The following is a 16,867-nucleotide window of genomic DNA, read 5'->3' as shown; positions in this document are numbered from 1 at the left end:
GGGATGACAAAAGCGTTAATGCGGCATACGTTTAAACAGGTTCAATGATTACAAACCCGCAAAGGCAAAGGCGTTGCCGATACCTCGCTCCAATAATCGGTTCCGGATTTCGTCCAGAATGGTCGGGTCGTCGATGGTCGAGGGTGTTGTGAACGCTTCGCCATCGGCAATCTGACGAATCGTTTTCCGAAGGATTTTACCGGATCGGGTTTTGGGTAATCGTTTTACGACGGCTGCCTGCCGGAAATAAGCCACGGCTCCAATGGTATCCCGAATCATCGTTACTAGCTCCGTCTCCAGTGTCGCTTCTTCGGTCGAAACGCCGTCTTTCAGCACAACCAGGCCAATCGGTCGCTGTCCACGCAGTTCGTCAGCAATACCTACTACAGCACATTCGGCAATGGCCGGGTGGCCGCCCACAATTTCCTCCATCTCGCCGGTCGATAGTCGGTGTCCGGCTACATTAATCACATCATCAACCCGGCCCATGATAAACACATACCCATCGGTATCGACGTAGCCGCCATCGCCCGTGAGGTAATAGCCCGGAAACCGACTCAGGTACGACTGCCGGAAGCGAGGAGTATCGTTCCAGAGGGTTGGCAGGCAACCGGGCGGTAAGGGAAGCTTCAGGCAAACGTACCCTTCTTCGTTGGGACCAAGTTGCTGACCGTTTTCGCCCAGAATCTGTAAGTCGAAACCCGCTACCGGGCGGGTCGATGAACCCGCTTTGACAGGAACCGGCTCTATACCCATTTGATTGGCAACCATCGGCCAGCCTGATTCCGTTTGCCACCAATGGTCGATGACCGGAACCCCTACCGTTTGCTCCAGCCAATGCAGTGTAGGCGGATCGCAGCGCTCACCCGCTACGAACAGGTATTTCAGCGATGATAAGTCGTATTGCTGTCGGAGTAAGCCTTCCGGGTCTTCCTTTTTAATTGCCCGAAACGCCGTTGGTGCTGTAAAAAAAGCCTTGACCCCATGTTGCTGAATCACTCGCCAGAACGTGCCCGCGTCGGGCGTGCGAACGGGCTTGCCTTCAAACAAAACGGTGGTACAGCCATGCAGCAAGGGGCCATACACGATATAACTGTGCCCAACGGCCCAGCCCAGATCGGATGCCGCCCAGAATGTATCGCCGGGTTGCACATCGTACACCACCCGCATGCTGTATTTCAACGCCACCGCATGCCCTCCATTGTCGCGGATAATCCCTTTCGGCTTGCCTGTTGTACCGGACGTATAGAGAATATACAGTGGGTCAGTTGCATTGACCGGAACTACACTGGCTTTGAGCGATTGCTGAACCGCCGTTGTCCAGTCCAGATCACGGCTGGGTGTCAATTCAGCTTCCAGCATGGGCCGTTGTAAGATTAGGCAGTGGTTCGGCGAAAAAGAGGCCAGTCTCAGGGCTTCATCCAGCAGCGGTTTGTAAGGTATAATCCGGTCGAACTCGATACCGCAGGAGGCCGACAGAACGACTTTCGGATGAGCATCGTCGATACGCAGCGCCAGTTCATGCGGAGCAAACCCACCAAACACCACCGAATGAATGGCCCCGATCCGGGCGCAGGCCAGCATGGCAAACACCGCTTCGGGCACCATTGGCATATAAATGACCACTGTATCGCCTTTCTGGACGCCCAATCGCTTTAGAGTCCCGGCCAGTTGAGCCACTTCGTCGCGGAGTTCGGTATAGGTATATCGACGGATGGTATTGGTAACGGGCGAGTCATAGATCAGCGCGGTTTGGTCGGCCCGGCCGTTTTCGACGTGGTAATCGACGGCGGCATAACAGGTGTTGAGCTTCCCCCCGGCAAACCAGCGGGTCAGACCAGCCGAGTCGGTCGATAAAATCCGGCCTGGCTTACGAAACCAGGGAATTTCACCGGCTTGTTCGGCCCAGAAGGCGGCTGGTTCATCCAGGCTTCGGCGGTACTCCTCGGTATAGGAAAGCGTTTGCGTTTCCATGGTGATTAGGGTTTAGTTCCTGAAAGCTACCCCATCTGACGCCACGAAAGCAGACGTACTTGGCCAGGGTCAGGCCGACAGGAGTTGATTTACTTTGACAACCAGGTCGCGGGTCGAAAAGGGCTTGGCCACGTAGAGGTCGGCTCCCGATTCGTATCCACGCTGTATATCGGCTTCTTTTCCTTTGGCACTCAGAATAATGATTTTACTATGCTGAAACCCGTCTGTGCTTTTAACGTATCGGCAAAGCTCAAGTCCGTTCATGCGGGGCATCATGATGTCCAGCATCAGCAGGTCGGGCTTATGATGCTGAAGTAGTTCATACGCTTCGCCACCATCGCGGGCAATGAATACCTTATGTCCTTCTTTTTTCATCAAAAACTCCAGCGACAGCAGAATATTCGGCTCGTCGTCGGCGATCAGTACATTAGCCATAACGCTCGATTTACGGTTGCCTTCGGTAGTCAGGAACAGGGCGGTAATCCGCTGGCTGATACCGAAAACCGTACAGGCTACCCTGTGGATAACGGCAATTGAAAGGTAAACACCGAACCGTGTCCGGGCTGGCTGTCTACATCGATACTACCGTTATGCAATTCTATGATTTTTTTCGTGATCGCCAATCCCAGTCCGCTGCCTTTTGGTTTTCGATGGTCGCCCTGCACCTGGTAAAACTTCTCGAAAATGAGTTCATGAAGGGCGGGGTCGATGCCCGCGCCATTGTCGCAGACACTGACGTTGCAGGTAGTTCCTTCCACCACCAACCGGACGATAATCCTACCTTTTTCAGGTTCACAGAATTTGATGGCGTTCGAGAGCAGATTGATCAGCACCTGCATGAGCCGGTCACGGTCGGCCACAACGGGCGTGGGCGGGCAATCGGCCAGGAACTGTACATCTACGTATTTCTCCGAAGCCAGTTGGCCAGTCGCTTCAACCGCATCTTTGATGACGTCGCGTAGGAGAAGTGGTTCCAGATGCAGCCGCATCCGGCCAGACTCAAACCGTTCGAGGTCCAGCACCTGGTTGATCAGCCGGGTCAGTCGTTCCGATTCTTTGATAACGGTTCCGAGAAATTGCTGCCGGGTGGCCGTATCTACATCATCGTTGTCGTGCAAAATTTCGGTCAAGGCCCGGATCGACGTGATCGGGGTACGAATCTCGTGTGTGATCGTCGATAGAAACTCGTCTTTCTGCTGGTCCATCTGTTTCAGCCGTTCGTTGGTTTCGCTGAGCTGCCGGGTTAGTTGCTGCAACTCGTTCGATTTGCGTTCCAGCTCTTTATTGACGGTCATCAGTTCCTGCGAGGTTTTCAGAATTCGGATGATTTCATCGACTGTAATCGGATCTTCTTTAGCGATAGACGATACCAGAATCCGGGCCGAAGCGGTACCAATGGCCCCGGCCAGCATTTTTTCGGTGAAGGTAACCAACCCCGGATCGGCGTAGGACTGACGGTCCATCAGCCGGTTGCGTCGGGCGAATCGTTCCAGCGTTTTCTGGCTTTGTTCGGGGCCAAAAAATGTAATCAGCAGTTTACGTAAGGCATCGACGGAAACTTTCCCTTTCCAGATGGCGGTGTTTTCGGACGGGCGGTTGAACTGAAACACATCGACAAACAGGATGGCCTGATTGTGGTCGAGTGCCGTTTGCGGGCGGTTGATGGAACCCCAGACGTAACAGCCCACATTAAAAAACAACGACCAGAATACCGAATGGGCAATGGGGGTTAGGCTAGTTAGCCCAAACAGGGCTTGTGGTTTCAGAAAACTCAGTCCAAACGGACCATCGTTCAGCAACGATTCGGGCAATAGCACTGGAACGAGCGTGGGCACAATCAACGTGTAAAACCAGATCGCTGTACCAACAATAAGGCCCAACCGTGCCCCGGCCTGAGCGCCATTTTTCCAGCAGATACCACCAATGATGGCCGGGCTGAACTGGGCTACGGCCGCAAAGGAAATCATACCCACCGAGACTAGTGAAAAACGGTCCGATACATCCCGATAGTAGCCGTATGAGATCAGCAACAGAACCAGAATGGCCAGCCGCCGGGTGTACATCACAAACCGACTCGACTGATTGCCCAGCTTCAGTTGCCAGGCCGGGCGGCTAACCAGCCAGGGCATCACGACATTGTTACTAATCATGACACTCAAGGCTGTCGTTTCAACGATGATCATGCTTGTTGCCGCTGATAATCCACCGATGTACGCGAGTAGCGCCAGTCCTTTCTGCCCCGTCAGGAGAGGGAGCGAAAGAACGTAGCCATCCGCATCGAGTCCTGTATTGCCAAACCACAATTTACCGCCAAAGGCTACAGGCAATACAAACAGGGTGATCAGAAACAGATAGAGCGGGAACAGCCACATGGCTTTATTGAGATGGCGTTCCTCCACATTTTCGACAACCGCCACCTGAAACTGCCGGGGCAAAAACAGAATGGCCGGGATGGAGAGTAGCGTGTACCAGAACCAGTCGGCCGACGAGTGCCCCGGACCAAAGGTCAGGCTGGCCTGTAAAGCTGGCTGTTGACTGGCTCGCCCGAAAATATCGCCCGGCCCGTTGAACAGCCCAAACGTGACATATAAGCCTACGGCCAGAAAAGCGATTAGTTTGACCAGCGACTCGAAGGCAATGGCCGTTACCAGTCCTTCGTGCCGTTCGGTGGCTTCCAGTTTGCGCGTACCAAACAAAATGGTGAATGCCCCGAGCAATAACGTCATGTAAAACGCCTGATCGGTGAGAAATGATGGCTTGTGCGTAGCCGACGATTGGCCCGACAGGAGGGCGAAACTGACGGCTGTGGCTTTTAACTGAATGGAGATATAGGGGATAATTCCGGCCACACAGATAACGGTCACCAGAATGCCGAGCCCTCGGTTTTTACCATAGCGAGCTGAAATGAAGTCGGCAATGCTGGTAATGCGATGGACTTTACAGATACGAATGATTTTCCGAAGAACGATCCACCAGAGCGGAGCCGCCAGCGTTGGGCCAATGTAGACCGACAAAAAGTTGATGCCCTGCGTGGCCGCCTGCCCCACACTCCCATAGAACGTCCAGGCTGTACAGTACACGGCCAACGACAGGGCGTAGATGTAGGGATTGTTGAGTAAGCTCTGTTTCTGCCGGGCAACCAGTGTCCGCTCCCGACGTTCGGCCCAGAAGGCAATACCGAACAGCAGCCCCAGATACAGCAGCGAGCAGACGATAATCGTAAGGCTATTCATCGGAGTTGGACGGGTCGTCGGTCGAACGCGAGCGGTGCAATACCAGAGCAATCAAGCCGATCATAACTGCCCAAACGCCCAGTACGTATGCATACAGCATGGGTAGTCCGGCTACCAGAACGGGACGGTTGACAATGGAAATCAGCGGCTCGTTGAACAGCAGTACAAACAGCAGGCTCAGAAAAATAAGGCGGGCACGTTTCACGGTGGGAAGATGAAAAAAGTGGACTCTGTAACGGCTAGTGTTGAAATATCAGAGACCCGTTTTTGAAACCCCTCTCCTGTTTTAGGAGAGGGGCAGGGGTGAGGTTACGCTTCGTCGGCGTACTCGTTTTGCAAGGCATAAAAACCGAAAACGGCTAATCCTCCGACAATAATCGGCATGAGGACAAACAGGATGATGATACCAAAGACAAGGTCTTCCTGCTTGCCGGTAGCCAGCTTGGGAATACCAAACTGAAAGATGCCAAAATAACCCGCCAGCGCAGCGATCGCCAGCCATACAATACCCAGAATTCGTTTTATCGCGTTCATGATGTTAATCGTTATCAGGACTTAAAAATGACTTTGTATAAGTTAAATAGCTGGATCTGTTTTTTTACCGCGAGGGCGCAAAGACGCGAGGAGTAAAACGCATTGATAGTCATTGTCATCAGCGTCCTTACGCTGGGCTAAATAAAAGTGTCCAGCCACTAGGTTGAAAGTCTCCCTCCCCTGAAAGCAGGGGAGGGTTGGGGAGGGGTAAATTTTAATCCGTTACTCGCTTGTCTTTGATATAGAAAACGCCAATCACCAGGCAAACAGCCGTTACGATGATCGGGTACCAAAGTCCTTCCAGGTAGGGAGCGGCATTGGGGATGAGTTCGCCCGCTTTTTCGGCGGCTGTGTTGGCATCTTTGGCTTTGGTGGCCAGATAGGTAGCCACGGCTGGAAGCAATCCGCCAAACACGCCATTGCCAATATGATACGGAAGCGACATCGACGTGTACCGGATTTTGGTCGGGAACATTTCGACCAGGAAGGCCGCGATTGGGCCGTACACCATCGTCACAAAAATAACCTGAACGAATACCAGCCAGATCAGGGTCCAGCGGTCGCTATCGTTGATGGTGATGGTTTTCTTGACCTCTGGTTTGGCGGGTTCGGCAGCAGGTTCGGCCAGGATTTTGGTTTTGGTAACCTCCGTCAGTTTAGTCCCGTCGGTGTATTCTTTCTTGACGGTGAGGGTGCTGATCGATACACCAGCAGCTTTTGGGTCAGGCGCTAAGGTTGTTTCGGAGGTCGTTTTTTCGGTAATCTCCTGCTTGTTTTTGAGGTTGGTGGTCTGGTAAATGTTTTCGTACAGGGTCCGATACGAAAGAATGGCAATCAGCATCCCCGCCAGCATAATGGGTTTACGACCAATCCGGTCCGACAGCCAGCCAAAGACAACAAAGAACGGAGTTCCCATCAGTAGGGCAATCGACATCAGCCCGTCCGACTGCATGGCGTCGACGCTACAAACCGTTTTGATAAAGCTCATGGCATAAAACTGCCCCGTATACCAAACCACGCCCTGGCCCATCGTTGCCCCGAACAGTGCCAGCAACACAAATTTGAAGTTGTATTTATTCCCAAAACTTTCTTTCAGAGGATTAGCCGACGTTTTTCCTTCGGCTTTGGCCTTGGCAAACAGGGGCGACTCGTGCATGTTCTGGCGGATGATGTACGAAACCGCTACCATAATAATCGACACCCAGAACGGGACGCGCCATCCCCAATCATCGAACGCTTCTTTCGACAGCGAAACGCGGGTAGCCATAATGACCAGTAGCGAAATGAACAACCCAGCCGTGGCCGTTGTCTGAATCCAGGAGGTCCAGTACCCCCGTTTTTCAACGGGCGAATGTTCGGCTACGTAGGTGGCGGCTCCACCGTATTCACCGCCCAGGGCCAGCCCCTGCAACAGCCGCAGAATCAGCACCAGGGTCGGCGCCAGAAACCCGATGGTCTCATAGCTGGGTATCAGGCCGATGGCAAAGGTGGCACCACCCATCAGCAGTAGCGTGACCATGAACGTGTACTTACGCCCGATCAGATCGCCCAGACGACCGAAGAACAAGGCACCAAAGGGCCGCACCACGAAACCGGCAGCAAACGTAGCCAGCGTGGATAGGAAAGCGGCCGTTGGGTTGCCTTCGGGAAAGAATTTGGTAGCCAGCACGGTAGCCAGCGAACCGAAGATATAAAAGTCGTACCACTCGATGAGGGTACCAACCGACGACGCGCCAATAATGCTAACCAGCGAGCGGGTACTGGTGGTCGAGGGCTTTCGGGATGCAGGAGATGCAACCATATGAGATTTAGCGTGTTAAGGGGTTAAGGAACGATTCGAATTGGATTTGAAAATGAGGCTGGCTATTGATCAGGCAGTTTCCGTATGCGAATTAGCAAAGCCTTGGGAAAGAGTCAACAATTGCCGGAAATTGTTCTATTTTCATCTATAGATTAGAACGCGAACGTGGTAGTTAGCAGCAGACGCGAGTTGGAAATGGTTTCGACGCTGGTCACGCGAGCGTCGGAGGTAGACGTACCATAACCGGCGGCCGTGTATTCGTACTCGGTGCCCAGTTTGAATTTGCCCGCAATAAACTCAATACGGGGTGCAATCCGCATCAGGTTGTCGATACCCCCACGGCCCGTTATCCCGATTCCCCGGCCGTAGGCGGCAATGGCGTTGGGGTCGTTGCCTGCATTTTTGCAGTAGCCGACGAACAGGCCCGGTACTACTTTTTTGCCGTTGCCGTGGATTTCGGCCCACATCGAGGTTATTTTGACAGGCTTGTACGACGATTCAATACCATTGGTGCCGTAGGCCAGAAACCCACCCAGCATCACATGGTCGGTCAGGTTAGAGCCCGATACAATCTCCGCTTTAAACGTTGTCCGGCTGCTTATCACTTTTAGATAACCCATGATGGCCGTACTGCCGACAGTAGCGTTCAATTCCTGAAGGGTAGTGCCGCTACCTACCGATAGTCGTGGACGAATGACTTTATAATCGAAGGCAATCCCGGCCAGCACTTTTTCGCGTTTCAACTGAAGTTGGGCATGCAGATTCGGTACGGAGGTGTTGCGGAGGTATTCAGACGAACTACCGTTGATACCCGAGTTGGTAAAATCGCGCTGAGCAATGGCTGCTACGATCAGGTGCCAGTCGGCGTTCAGGTGTTTGGTCAGACGAACCTGCGGGCTGCGGTTAAACGGCTGGAAGGGAATACCCGTATTGAAATTCACAACACCAGGGAAACAGTCCGTAACGAACAGCGGATGCCAGAACTGGCCAAACGCTAGTTGGGTCTTGGCCCAGTCCAGCTTAGCCCAGGCGTGGCGCAACCGTACTCCCCCAACGGCTGCGTCCGACGGCCCGAACCATTCCATTTCCAGTAAACCGGATGTTTTAGCGCCCCAGGCATCGGGGCCGTTGAACGTAACGCCCAAGCGGCTGTTGATGCCCAGCATGTTTAAATTGGGTACGGCATTGATGTCGTTGCCGTTCATGTCGAGTTGTTTGTCTTTCGCCCAGAGATCGACAGAGGCTTCGCGCAGGTTTACGGTCTGGCGCGAATCCCAGGATACATCGTTCCGCACAAAGCCAGTAAACTTAACCGAGAAGACGGGTGTTTCGGCAGGTTTGGCTGATGTCGGTGTGCTGGTCGGTGAGGTCGTTGCCGGTACGGTGGCAGAAGGGGTACTGGCTACCGATGATGTCATGGGGATCATCGTCGTGTTGCCAGTGGCTTGTGGCCCTGTATTCGTCTGGGCCTGTGCTGGTTGCATAAGGCTGGCACTTGCTAGTGTAATAGCGCCAGCCCACAGCAAACGGTTAGAAAATGCATTCATTTGGTCAGGAAGAAGTTTAGGTTAAGCGATTCAAAACTGCTTCTGTTTGACCGATGTACGCAAATGAATGGTGTTGATATGCTAAAATTCTATAGAAATGCCTGTAGTTCGTTGAAATCGAAGAAACGATGGTGGATGACCACCATGAGTCGACTTAATCCCGAAAACGTTCCCATTTAATCAGCATGAACTTATCGCCCAATTCGGTAATGATCATACCCGCTCCCTCTACGTTTTCCTTGTTCGTGATGAACTCAGCTAGTTCTTTGTGATTGAGGATTTTATAGGTAGGATGATAGGTGTTTTTTTCGGGTACTTTGATCTGGTATTTCTTGACCCAGTTCATCACCGACACGTGGCTGATACCCAATAATCGCTCAATTTCGCGGAAACTGACGCCTTCGATGTAGAGCTGAAGCGCTTTTATAACATAGTAGGTGCTGATGCCTTTCCCGACTTTATCGACCGTAAAGTTGTAGTTGCACTGCCGACAGCGAAAGCGCTGGCGTTGGTTAATAATGCCGTTGCGAACGGCTTCAGTCGAATTACATTTGGGGCATTTTGGAGCGGCCATACAGGGTATCTATCTCAATTTAGCAAATATATAGTAACTTAGCAGAATAGGATAAGTTTTTCGGAAAATAGTTATAGTTGTGGCCCGTTTATACTGTTGTACCTTTGCAGCATGGCTTTTATCCAAACTGATACCTTTACCCTGCATGGGTATGAGTGCGATGCCTTTGGGCGTATAAGTATCCCGGCGCTGATGAACCAGATGCAGGAGTCGGCGAACCGAAATGCGCTGGATTATGGCATCGGCATTGCCGATCTGGCAAGTCAGGGCCTGGGCTGGATGTTAATGCGGTTCCGGCTAAGGGTTCATCACTATCCACGGTATGGGCAGACCATTCGGCTGATGACCTACCCGACGGCAGTTGAGAAATACTTTATTTACCGTGATTTCCAGGTTCGGGCTGAGGATGATACGCTACTGGCTGATGCCAGCAGTACCTGGCTTGTCTTTAGTACCGAAAAACGGACGATGGTGCCTATGCCCGATTTCATCCGTAGTCTAAATCCGCCTTCAGGGCCTGAACCCCTGCCTAAACTTTTGTCAAAACCAGACTTTCAGACAGCGACATTTACGTCGGACCTGGAAAAACAGGTTGAAGTTGGTTGGTTAAGCATTGATCAGAATCAACATGTGAATAATGTGGCGTATGTAGGCTGGTTGCTCGAATCCGTTACAGATTCCTGGCTTCAGACGCGGGAATTAGCCGAAATTGATTTAGTTTACCGTACCGAAAGCCATTGGCGGGATCAGCTTCGGATCGAACTGGCAACCGAAACTTCCGATACGCTGTTACACCGGATAAGCCAGTATGAATCAGGCAAAGAAGTGTTGCTGGCAAGAAGTCGATGGCGGGATAGTGAATAGATAACCCTGGTACCAGAAAACGTTGGTATCGCTGCACCGAATGGAAAAGAAACGAACAGTTGCTGAACCCGAAACCCATAAGGCGAAATTTATCGCTCTTAGCGAAAGCATCATTGACAAAATAAAACGGGGAGAACTGCAACCGGGCGACCAGATTCCGTCGGAGAACGAACTGATCAAAACGTTCCATATCAGCAATACCACGGCCCGTAAAACCCTGCTCGAAATTGAATCGAAAGGCTGGGCCCGGCGCATTAAAGGCAAGGGAACCTACGTCCTCAATCGCACCGAAGACCATCACCTGCTCCGTACCTTGGGATCGATATACGCTACCCGGCGGGGGTTTCACGATAGCCTGATCGCGGAAGGGTTTACGCCTAAGAATATTGTGCTGGAAAAGACGATTCTACAGGATGGGATTTCGTCGGAAATCAACGGGCGTCATTTTATTATCGATGGGCCCGTTATGAAACTGCACCAACTGCGCTATGCCGACGATCTGTTGATCAAGGATGAGGTAAAATATATTTCGCTGACGTTGTGCCCCAAAATCAATCGGTTACCTACAGAGATTTCGTATTTCAAAGTCTACGAAGATAATTACCGACTCAAAATAGCGGAGGTGCAGCAAACGCTGGGGGTGAAAATTCTGGAACCGAATACCACCAATTTTGACCTGAGCAAGCCGACTCCCGTTTTTGTGCTGGATAGTGCGGTGATCTGTACGGGCGATCAAATCGTCGAGATCGAGCAGTCATATTACCACGGTGATAAGTACAAATTTGCGGTGATCGCCAATCCTGAGCAGCTTCAGCGGCCGTCCAATCCAATCACTTCCTGAACCATTTCAGCAACTCACCCACGATAACCTCATGCCCGGCTTTATTCGGGTGGTTTACGTGCGACATGTAATTTGTTAACTCACCCCGTTTGGCAATCTGCTTAAATGACGTGTACGGATCTGCCAGACCGGTATGGTACTGACCCGCCAATTGGTGGATCAACTGCACATAGGGTTCCAGTAGGTTTTTATCATCGAGTATGTTCAACCGCTGGTCGGGAGAGGGCGTAAGCAGAATAACGGGTATGTGTTGAGCCTGAGTTGATTGAATCATTTTCTCCCAGGCTTCCCGAACCTTACCGATATCGGAAAAGCGGTCGTTGAGGGCGTAGTCGATAAACAGCACATCGGGTTTGTGAACGAGCACATCCGATTCAAATCGGGTTTGGCCTTTAATGGCGTTTTCGCCCCCGATGGCCGTAACAATCACATTGACAACGGCGTATGGATATTGGGCCTTTAGTTTCGCCAGTAATAAATTCGGATACGATTCCAGGGTATGCACTTCGTGGTCGTGCCAGTAGCCAGCGGGTACCGAATGCCCATGAAAGACCAGGTTGATAGTCCGGTTTTTCGGCCAAACCGCGTTTAATTCGGTTTTGACATGGGCTAAATAGGTCGCTGAATCAGCCGGTTGCGCTAAACTGACAATGGATAAACAGAATAAGCTGAGGATGAGAAGGAGTGTTTTCATTGCCTAACAGATTTATAGGAAGCTGATGTAACACGGATGAAAACCCACGATTGGCTGCTACTTATCATGGGTTCCCACCCGTGTTACATCAGTCTCCTATTTCGTATATTTTTCAAACCAGTCGGCCAGTATGTTCAGGTCCGATTCCCAGGTTTCATCCCAGCCGTGTGCCCCGCCCTGATGAATGATCAATTGAGCAGGTACGCCCGTCGCTTTCAATTTGGCGATAAACCGTTCAGATTGTTCGAGCGGCACCAGTGGATCGACGGTCCCGTGCAATATGAGCGTTGGGGCATCGTCGGGACTGATAGCCTTGTATGGCGATAAATCTTCCATGACTTTCAACTTCTCTGCTCTGGATTTACCTTCTACCCCAAACTGCGGCCAGAAACGACGAACTGTATCACATTCGACAAACAGTCGTCCGGTATTGCCATAATTGACCAGATCGGCTGGTGGAAAGAAACAGGCTACGGCTTGTACTCGGCTCGATACTCGGTCAATAGGGTCGTCGGTTCTGACCGTATCTGCTACCTCCTTACGCGCAACACCCGTACCAATTGATACAGATAAATGTCCCCCCGAACTCATACCCGATATGCCCAATCGATTGGGATCGACGCTATACTCTGCCGCATGGTACCGAATAAAGCGTATGGCCCGATGAATATCCTGCACTGCTTCAGCAACCTGAAAGCGGGGCGCCGAACCATGCAGAATCAGAAAGACGGTTTGTCCTCGTTCGGTGAAATAATGAAAGTGCTTAAGCCGCTTCTCAATCATACTGTAGTCGGAATGCCAGCCACCGCTCATTAAAAACACGACGCCAATACCATTCGGTTTGGCCGGTTTCAGCACATCCATCGTAAGGGCCGTACCGAATTTGCGCCCGTATACCACATCGTGAACACGAGTGGGGGTATTTGAGGAAGAAGTCGCGACAGACTGACCACCAGCCGAAAATGCGAGATTACTCAACACAATTAGTATCAGCAGAAGATGCCAGATAGGTTTTGTCATAATTATTCAGTTACGTTCTCAAGAAACTCAAACAGGTAGGCTTCTTTGTAGTCCACTTCAAATTTTTGCAGCATGAGTCGGTATTCGTCGCCAAGCGATCTCCGTCGGTGATGATCCTCCTGTCGATCAATGTAACGAATGACATCGGCGCGTTGTGAACGGCCGTAGGAGAAAGCACCGTACCCTGCTTGCCAGCTAAATGGGAAGCGGGATAGCCGGTTGGTATTGATATGTTTGTTCGAGGAGGTCTTTATTTCTTCCACTAATTTAGGAAGCAGTTGAGCGGGATTATAGCCGATGAAAATGTGAATGTGATCGGGCATGCCATTGATAGCCAGTAGTTTATGATTATGGTTTTGCACGATACTGGTAATGTATCGGTATAATTCTTCCTTCCAGCTTTTCTCAATTAGACTATCGCGCCCTTTTACAGCGAATACTAATTGAATGTCAAGTTGTGTATACGTGTTGGCCATGCTTAAAGGGGTTAAAGTTGTTTATGGCTACTAGTATTGCGCCCCTATGGGGCTTTTAGGTTGGGGCGTACTATCGATAGCTACCGACATTGTGCCCCTCCGGGGCTTAACTTTGTCGTTTAGACTTACAGTTTGTATCAATGACTCGTGAAGAATACAATGTCGACGAAAATAATTGGTATGTTAATTTGCTAAGCGTCAGAGGAGTTTAATGCTGATAGCTGCCATGTTCATCTCTATGTACATGCCCCAGTGGGGCATAATGTCAGTAGCTTTCATGACCATACGCGCCTAACAAGCCCCAGCGGGGCGTAATGTAGGTAGCTTTCATGCACATCCTAATCTAATAAGCCCCAGAGGGGCGCAACAACTTTATGGCACCATCAACACCTTCACTGGCCCTAATAACCCCGACTCAATCAGCGGTAATTCACCCCACGAAACCAGATTTTTGTTGGCTTTCGTAATATTGGTTTTGGTGAATTTCTCACCCGTAATGCCATCACCCGTTAGTCGATTCGACCAGGTATTGCCCACCTCTACTTTCAGTACGTTGGAGCCGGGTTTGATGGCATCTGTAATATCGACACGGTAGGGGGGCGTCCAGGCGATGCCGAGCGGCTTGTTGTTCAGCCAGACTTCCCCAACTTTAGCAATCCGGCCCAGGTCCAGATAAAGTCGCTTTGGTTTACTAGCCAGAGGATTATACTGAAACGTTTGCTGATAGGTCGCTATACCCGAAAAATACCTGATCCCGTTCTGGTCTGACTGGGTCCAGGAAATCAGTTTCGGAAAGGTGGCCGATGCCGGAGCGCCCCATCCTTTTGGGAACGTAAGTTGCCAGGGACCGTCCAGCGCCATGACCGGAACGGCTTTTGACGGGTCTTCCAACCCTGTTGCCACCACTTTCGAATTGGTAGCCGTTGGGTTAAAGACTACGAAATAAGTACCGTATGGGGGCAACGTGATTGGAATTTTGATGCGATGGGTCTCCCGCTGATACGAAGCAATCGCGCTCACTTCACCCGATACGGGGTTCCAAAGTTCGGGAGTTTTGGCCGTTTGCCGGAAATAGCAATCTTTCGAAACCCAGCGGTTCGTTGTATTCCGAATCAGATAAAAATCCAGACCATTGTGCTGGTAATGTATGTGGTCGATGGGTGTATGACGTTGATCGGCTTTCTGCCCGGTATAGCTGAAGTCGGGGCCAATGTTCATAGATTGCAGCGCTTCGAGCGGAGAATTGGTCGCTTCCACCAGTTTGGCCCCTTTGGCCGCCAACTGCTTCAGTTTTGCCCGGACTTCCGGTGGTGTCTTCCCTTCGCTGCCCATATGCATAACCGAATACTGGCCAACGCCCGGCAATACCCATTTTCCATTTTCAACGGTCAGATCGTTCAGCAAAACGTCCGTGTTAATGACCTCGTAATCGTAGCCCGGCCCAACGGCAAAGCGGGTGTTTTTGGGCGGTATCAGATTCGGAATGTTGTCGCCATAATAATGAAGCACGTCGGCTACAAAATGCGTCTTTTGCAGGATGTACGAAATGCGAGCCAGGTAGTCGTTGAACGGTTTGGCTTTGGGCCACCAGCCGTTGCGGTCGTTATAATGCGTACCTGCAAAATACGCAATGCCCGGATAGCCCATGCCCGTTGGATTATGGGTAAACCCGTGAATAACCAGTCGATTCATCCCTTCGCAGAACGCCCGGTCGGCCAGAGGTTTGAGATCGGAGGGACCTTCCTGCCAGTCCCAGTAGCTGGTGAACGACTCTTCTTCGACGATCCCGCGTTTGTAAATGTGCGACGCGGCTGCAATCTCCTTCACCAGGTAAATCATATCGACCAGACTATCCTTATCGGCTTCCATGAAGAACTCCCGGTTGTACCAGTATTCGCCACGCGGTACGTCCAGTGTGCCCAAGGCTTTCAGGGTTTCTACCGGAATGTGATGCAAATGCCCTGGCCCGCCCGATTCCGAAATGATCTGTAAACCAAAGCTATTACAAATCTCTTTCGACTTGCGGTAGTGGTTGTTAATCATCAGTTCCGACAGGGTTTTGTCGAAGTCGAACTGGAATGATTTTACTTGTTCGGGTCGATACGCGTCTTTGTTGAAAATGGCGGGTAGAAACTTGTATAGGTCGTAGCCGTGTAGCTTTCGAAACGCTGCGGGTAGAGTAGGCGTCCAGGTAAATTCTTTGGCTTCGTAGCTGGCAAGGTACAGGTTTTTGAGCGGACTCTTGCTAAAGTCGCCGATGTATGGTTTCAGCTTATTAATAAAATACATGACGTGCATTCGGGTCGCCGTCGAATCGAAATGGTCAATGATTGGTCCAACCGAATGCGGTGTGGGTCGGATCAGTTGCTCGCCCGAGTTGGAGCAGATGTACCGATAGATGTCCCAGTTCCCTGCGGGGGCTTTCCAGCTTAACTGTTCGGTTTTAGGGTCGAAAAAGGCCGATACATTGATGATGTTGGTCGTATCTAACTGGGCATTCTGACCAGCGGGTAGCGCGACTACGGCAATTTCCTCGTAGTAGGCTGGTTTGCCATCGGGCCGATACGCAATAGGCCGTTTCGCCCCCTGTCGATCGGGTGTAATGGTGGGGAAAGGCAGTTTGATAGACACCCCGTCACTTCCTTTGGCTGTCAGTTTGGAGAAGTAGATGGTTTTGGCTGCGTACTGCGGTTTCACCCAACTACCTCCTGCATTCCAGCTACTAGCCAGATTCAGGCCAACCTCCAGCCCCAGCTTGCCCGCTTCGCGGATGGCCATTGCAATGGTTTTAACCGAGGTGTCGCCCATGAAAGCAGGTCCTGCCGGAATCATCCGGTTGGCATCGCTGGCAGGAGGGAGGCCGATCTCAAAAATATCGACACCGCCCATGCCCGCCTTTTTAATGGCCTGGAGTTCTTCTTTCAGCCGAACCGTATCGACATACCCATTGAGCCACCACCAGTATACCTTTGGCCGGGCGTGGATGGGTGGATTTTTGAACCCTTCTTTCAGGGATGCATAGGTAATTGTATCGGCTTTCGGAATGGGCTTCTGAAACAAACCCATAACCGCAAACAACCCTATGACAGGGAGTGTAAAAATGAATTTCATGAAGGTATAAGGATTGTCAGATAGAACACAGGTTCTTATGGGACCTGTTTAGGGATTTTGAAAAAGGGATAAGAGTTGAGTGGTTTTTTTCATCCCGACGCAGGAGGGATCTTCTGTGGCTGGCCATTTTCAGCCTTTCCCAAAGATCCCTCCTGCGTCGGGATGAAAAAAAATCTCTCGAACTGAAAGCCTAAACAG

General features: G+C 51.2%; 14 protein-coding genes. 2 read left to right on the top strand and 12 right to left on the bottom strand.

Going from position 1 to position 16,867, the window contains the following annotated elements:
* Positions 1-48: 48 nt before the first annotated feature.
* From B153_RS0128665 to B153_RS0128630, 8 genes are all read right to left on the bottom strand, one after another.
* Complete coding sequence (locus B153_RS0128665) at positions 49-1,974, bottom strand: propionyl-CoA synthetase (protein ID WP_020600199.1); 1,926 nt, start codon at positions 1,972-1,974, stop codon at positions 49-51.
* A gap of 69 nt (positions 1,975-2,043) precedes the next feature.
* Entirely contained in the window at positions 2,044-2,409 is a 366-nt protein-coding gene (locus B153_RS0128660; protein ID WP_020600198.1) for a response regulator transcription factor, read from the bottom strand.
* A 77-nt stretch (positions 2,410-2,486) separates the two neighbouring features.
* The gene (locus B153_RS0128655; RefSeq protein WP_020600197.1) at positions 2,487-5,207 is read right to left on the bottom strand and encodes an ATP-binding protein; all 2,721 of its coding nucleotides are present in this window, start codon (positions 5,205-5,207) and stop codon (positions 2,487-2,489) included.
* The gene (locus B153_RS0128650; RefSeq protein WP_020600196.1) at positions 5,200-5,412 is read right to left on the bottom strand and encodes a hypothetical protein; all 213 of its coding nucleotides are present in this window, start codon (positions 5,410-5,412) and stop codon (positions 5,200-5,202) included. The genes B153_RS0128655 and B153_RS0128650 overlap by 8 nt, the downstream gene beginning before the upstream one ends.
* Before the next feature lie 104 nt (positions 5,413-5,516).
* Positions 5,517-5,741 carry a DUF6814 family protein gene (locus tag B153_RS0128645; RefSeq protein WP_020600195.1) on the bottom strand — a complete coding sequence of 75 codons (225 nt, stop codon included), beginning with the start codon at positions 5,739-5,741 and terminating at the stop codon, positions 5,517-5,519.
* 214 nt (positions 5,742-5,955) lie between these two features.
* Positions 5,956-7,542, bottom strand: a complete 1,587-nt coding sequence (locus tag B153_RS0128640; protein ID WP_020600194.1) for an MFS transporter — start codon at positions 7,540-7,542, stop codon at positions 5,956-5,958.
* 152 nt (positions 7,543-7,694) lie between these two features.
* The gene (locus B153_RS0128635) at positions 7,695-9,089 is read right to left on the bottom strand and encodes a DcaP family trimeric outer membrane transporter (protein WP_020600193.1); all 1,395 of its coding nucleotides are present in this window, start codon (positions 9,087-9,089) and stop codon (positions 7,695-7,697) included.
* A 154-nt stretch (positions 9,090-9,243) separates the two neighbouring features.
* Entirely contained in the window at positions 9,244-9,663 is a 420-nt protein-coding gene (locus B153_RS0128630) for an IS1/IS1595 family N-terminal zinc-binding domain-containing protein (protein WP_020600192.1), read from the bottom strand.
* Positions 9,664-9,774: 111 nt separating this feature from the next.
* Between B153_RS0128630 and B153_RS0128625 the strand changes: the two genes are divergently transcribed.
* Together B153_RS0128625 and B153_RS0128620 are read left to right on the top strand one after the other, a co-directional pair.
* Complete coding sequence (locus tag B153_RS0128625) at positions 9,775-10,527, top strand: acyl-[acyl-carrier-protein] thioesterase (RefSeq protein ID WP_020600191.1); 753 nt, start codon at positions 9,775-9,777, stop codon at positions 10,525-10,527.
* A 40-nt stretch (positions 10,528-10,567) separates the two neighbouring features.
* A complete protein-coding gene (locus B153_RS0128620) occupies positions 10,568-11,368 on the top strand; it encodes a GntR family transcriptional regulator (RefSeq protein WP_020600190.1) in 801 nt (266 codons plus the stop codon).
* On the opposite strand, the gene B153_RS0128615 is transcribed toward B153_RS0128620, so the two are convergent.
* The 4 genes from B153_RS0128615 to B153_RS0128600 form a co-directional block, all read right to left on the bottom strand.
* Positions 11,358-12,062: an SGNH/GDSL hydrolase family protein gene (locus B153_RS0128615; protein WP_020600189.1), complete on the bottom strand. Its 705-nt coding sequence runs from the start codon at positions 12,060-12,062 to the stop codon at positions 11,358-11,360. The two genes, B153_RS0128620 and B153_RS0128615, sit on opposite strands and share 11 nt — an antisense overlap.
* A gap of 96 nt (positions 12,063-12,158) precedes the next feature.
* Positions 12,159-13,082 (bottom strand): alpha/beta hydrolase, encoded by a 924-nt coding sequence (locus tag B153_RS0128610; RefSeq protein ID WP_020600188.1) that lies wholly within the window; start codon positions 13,080-13,082, stop codon positions 12,159-12,161.
* 2 nt (positions 13,083-13,084) lie between these two features.
* Positions 13,085-13,558, bottom strand: coding sequence for an IS200/IS605 family transposase (gene tnpA, locus B153_RS0128605; protein ID WP_020600187.1), 474 nt, complete (start codon positions 13,556-13,558; stop codon positions 13,085-13,087).
* A 372-nt stretch (positions 13,559-13,930) separates the two neighbouring features.
* A complete protein-coding gene (locus tag B153_RS0128600; RefSeq protein ID WP_020600186.1) occupies positions 13,931-16,669 on the bottom strand; it encodes a glycosyl hydrolase in 2,739 nt (912 codons plus the stop codon).
* Positions 16,670-16,867 lie beyond the last annotated feature (198 nt).

Source organism: Spirosoma panaciterrae DSM 21099 (genome assembly GCF_000374025.1).
In the GTDB taxonomy this organism is placed as follows: Bacteria; Bacteroidota; Bacteroidia; order Cytophagales; family Spirosomataceae; genus Spirosoma; species Spirosoma panaciterrae.
Note: the sequence above shows the minus strand (reverse complement) of the source record. Positions and strands in the feature narration are given on the sequence as shown.

Coding starts and splice junctions, on each gene's coding strand:
- B153_RS0128640 (WP_020600194.1), bottom strand. CDS start 7,542: ATGGTTGCATCTCCTGCATCCCGAAAGCCCTCGACCACCAGTACCCGC.
- tnpA (WP_020600187.1), bottom strand. CDS start 13,558: ATGGCCAACACGTATACACAACTTGACATTCAATTAGTATTCGCTGTA.
- B153_RS0128610 (WP_020600188.1), bottom strand. CDS start 13,082: ATGACAAAACCTATCTGGCATCTTCTGCTGATACTAATTGTGTTGAGT.
- B153_RS0128660 (WP_020600198.1), bottom strand. CDS start 2,409: ATGGCTAATGTACTGATCGCCGACGACGAGCCGAATATTCTGCTGTCG.
- B153_RS0128630 (WP_020600192.1), bottom strand. CDS start 9,663: ATGGCCGCTCCAAAATGCCCCAAATGTAATTCGACTGAAGCCGTTCGC.
- B153_RS0128600 (WP_020600186.1), bottom strand. CDS start 16,669: ATGAAATTCATTTTTACACTCCCTGTCATAGGGTTGTTTGCGGTTATG.
- B153_RS0128615 (WP_020600189.1), bottom strand. CDS start 12,062: ATGAAAACACTCCTTCTCATCCTCAGCTTATTCTGTTTATCCATTGTC.
- B153_RS0128620 (WP_020600190.1), top strand. CDS start 10,568: ATGGAAAAGAAACGAACAGTTGCTGAACCCGAAACCCATAAGGCGAAA.
- B153_RS0128645 (WP_020600195.1), bottom strand. CDS start 5,741: ATGAACGCGATAAAACGAATTCTGGGTATTGTATGGCTGGCGATCGCT.
- B153_RS0128665 (WP_020600199.1), bottom strand. CDS start 1,974: ATGGAAACGCAAACGCTTTCCTATACCGAGGAGTACCGCCGAAGCCTG.
- B153_RS0128635 (WP_020600193.1), bottom strand. CDS start 9,089: ATGAATGCATTTTCTAACCGTTTGCTGTGGGCTGGCGCTATTACACTA.
- B153_RS0128625 (WP_020600191.1), top strand. CDS start 9,775: ATGGCTTTTATCCAAACTGATACCTTTACCCTGCATGGGTATGAGTGC.
- B153_RS0128655 (WP_020600197.1), bottom strand. CDS start 5,207: ATGAATAGCCTTACGATTATCGTCTGCTCGCTGCTGTATCTGGGGCTG.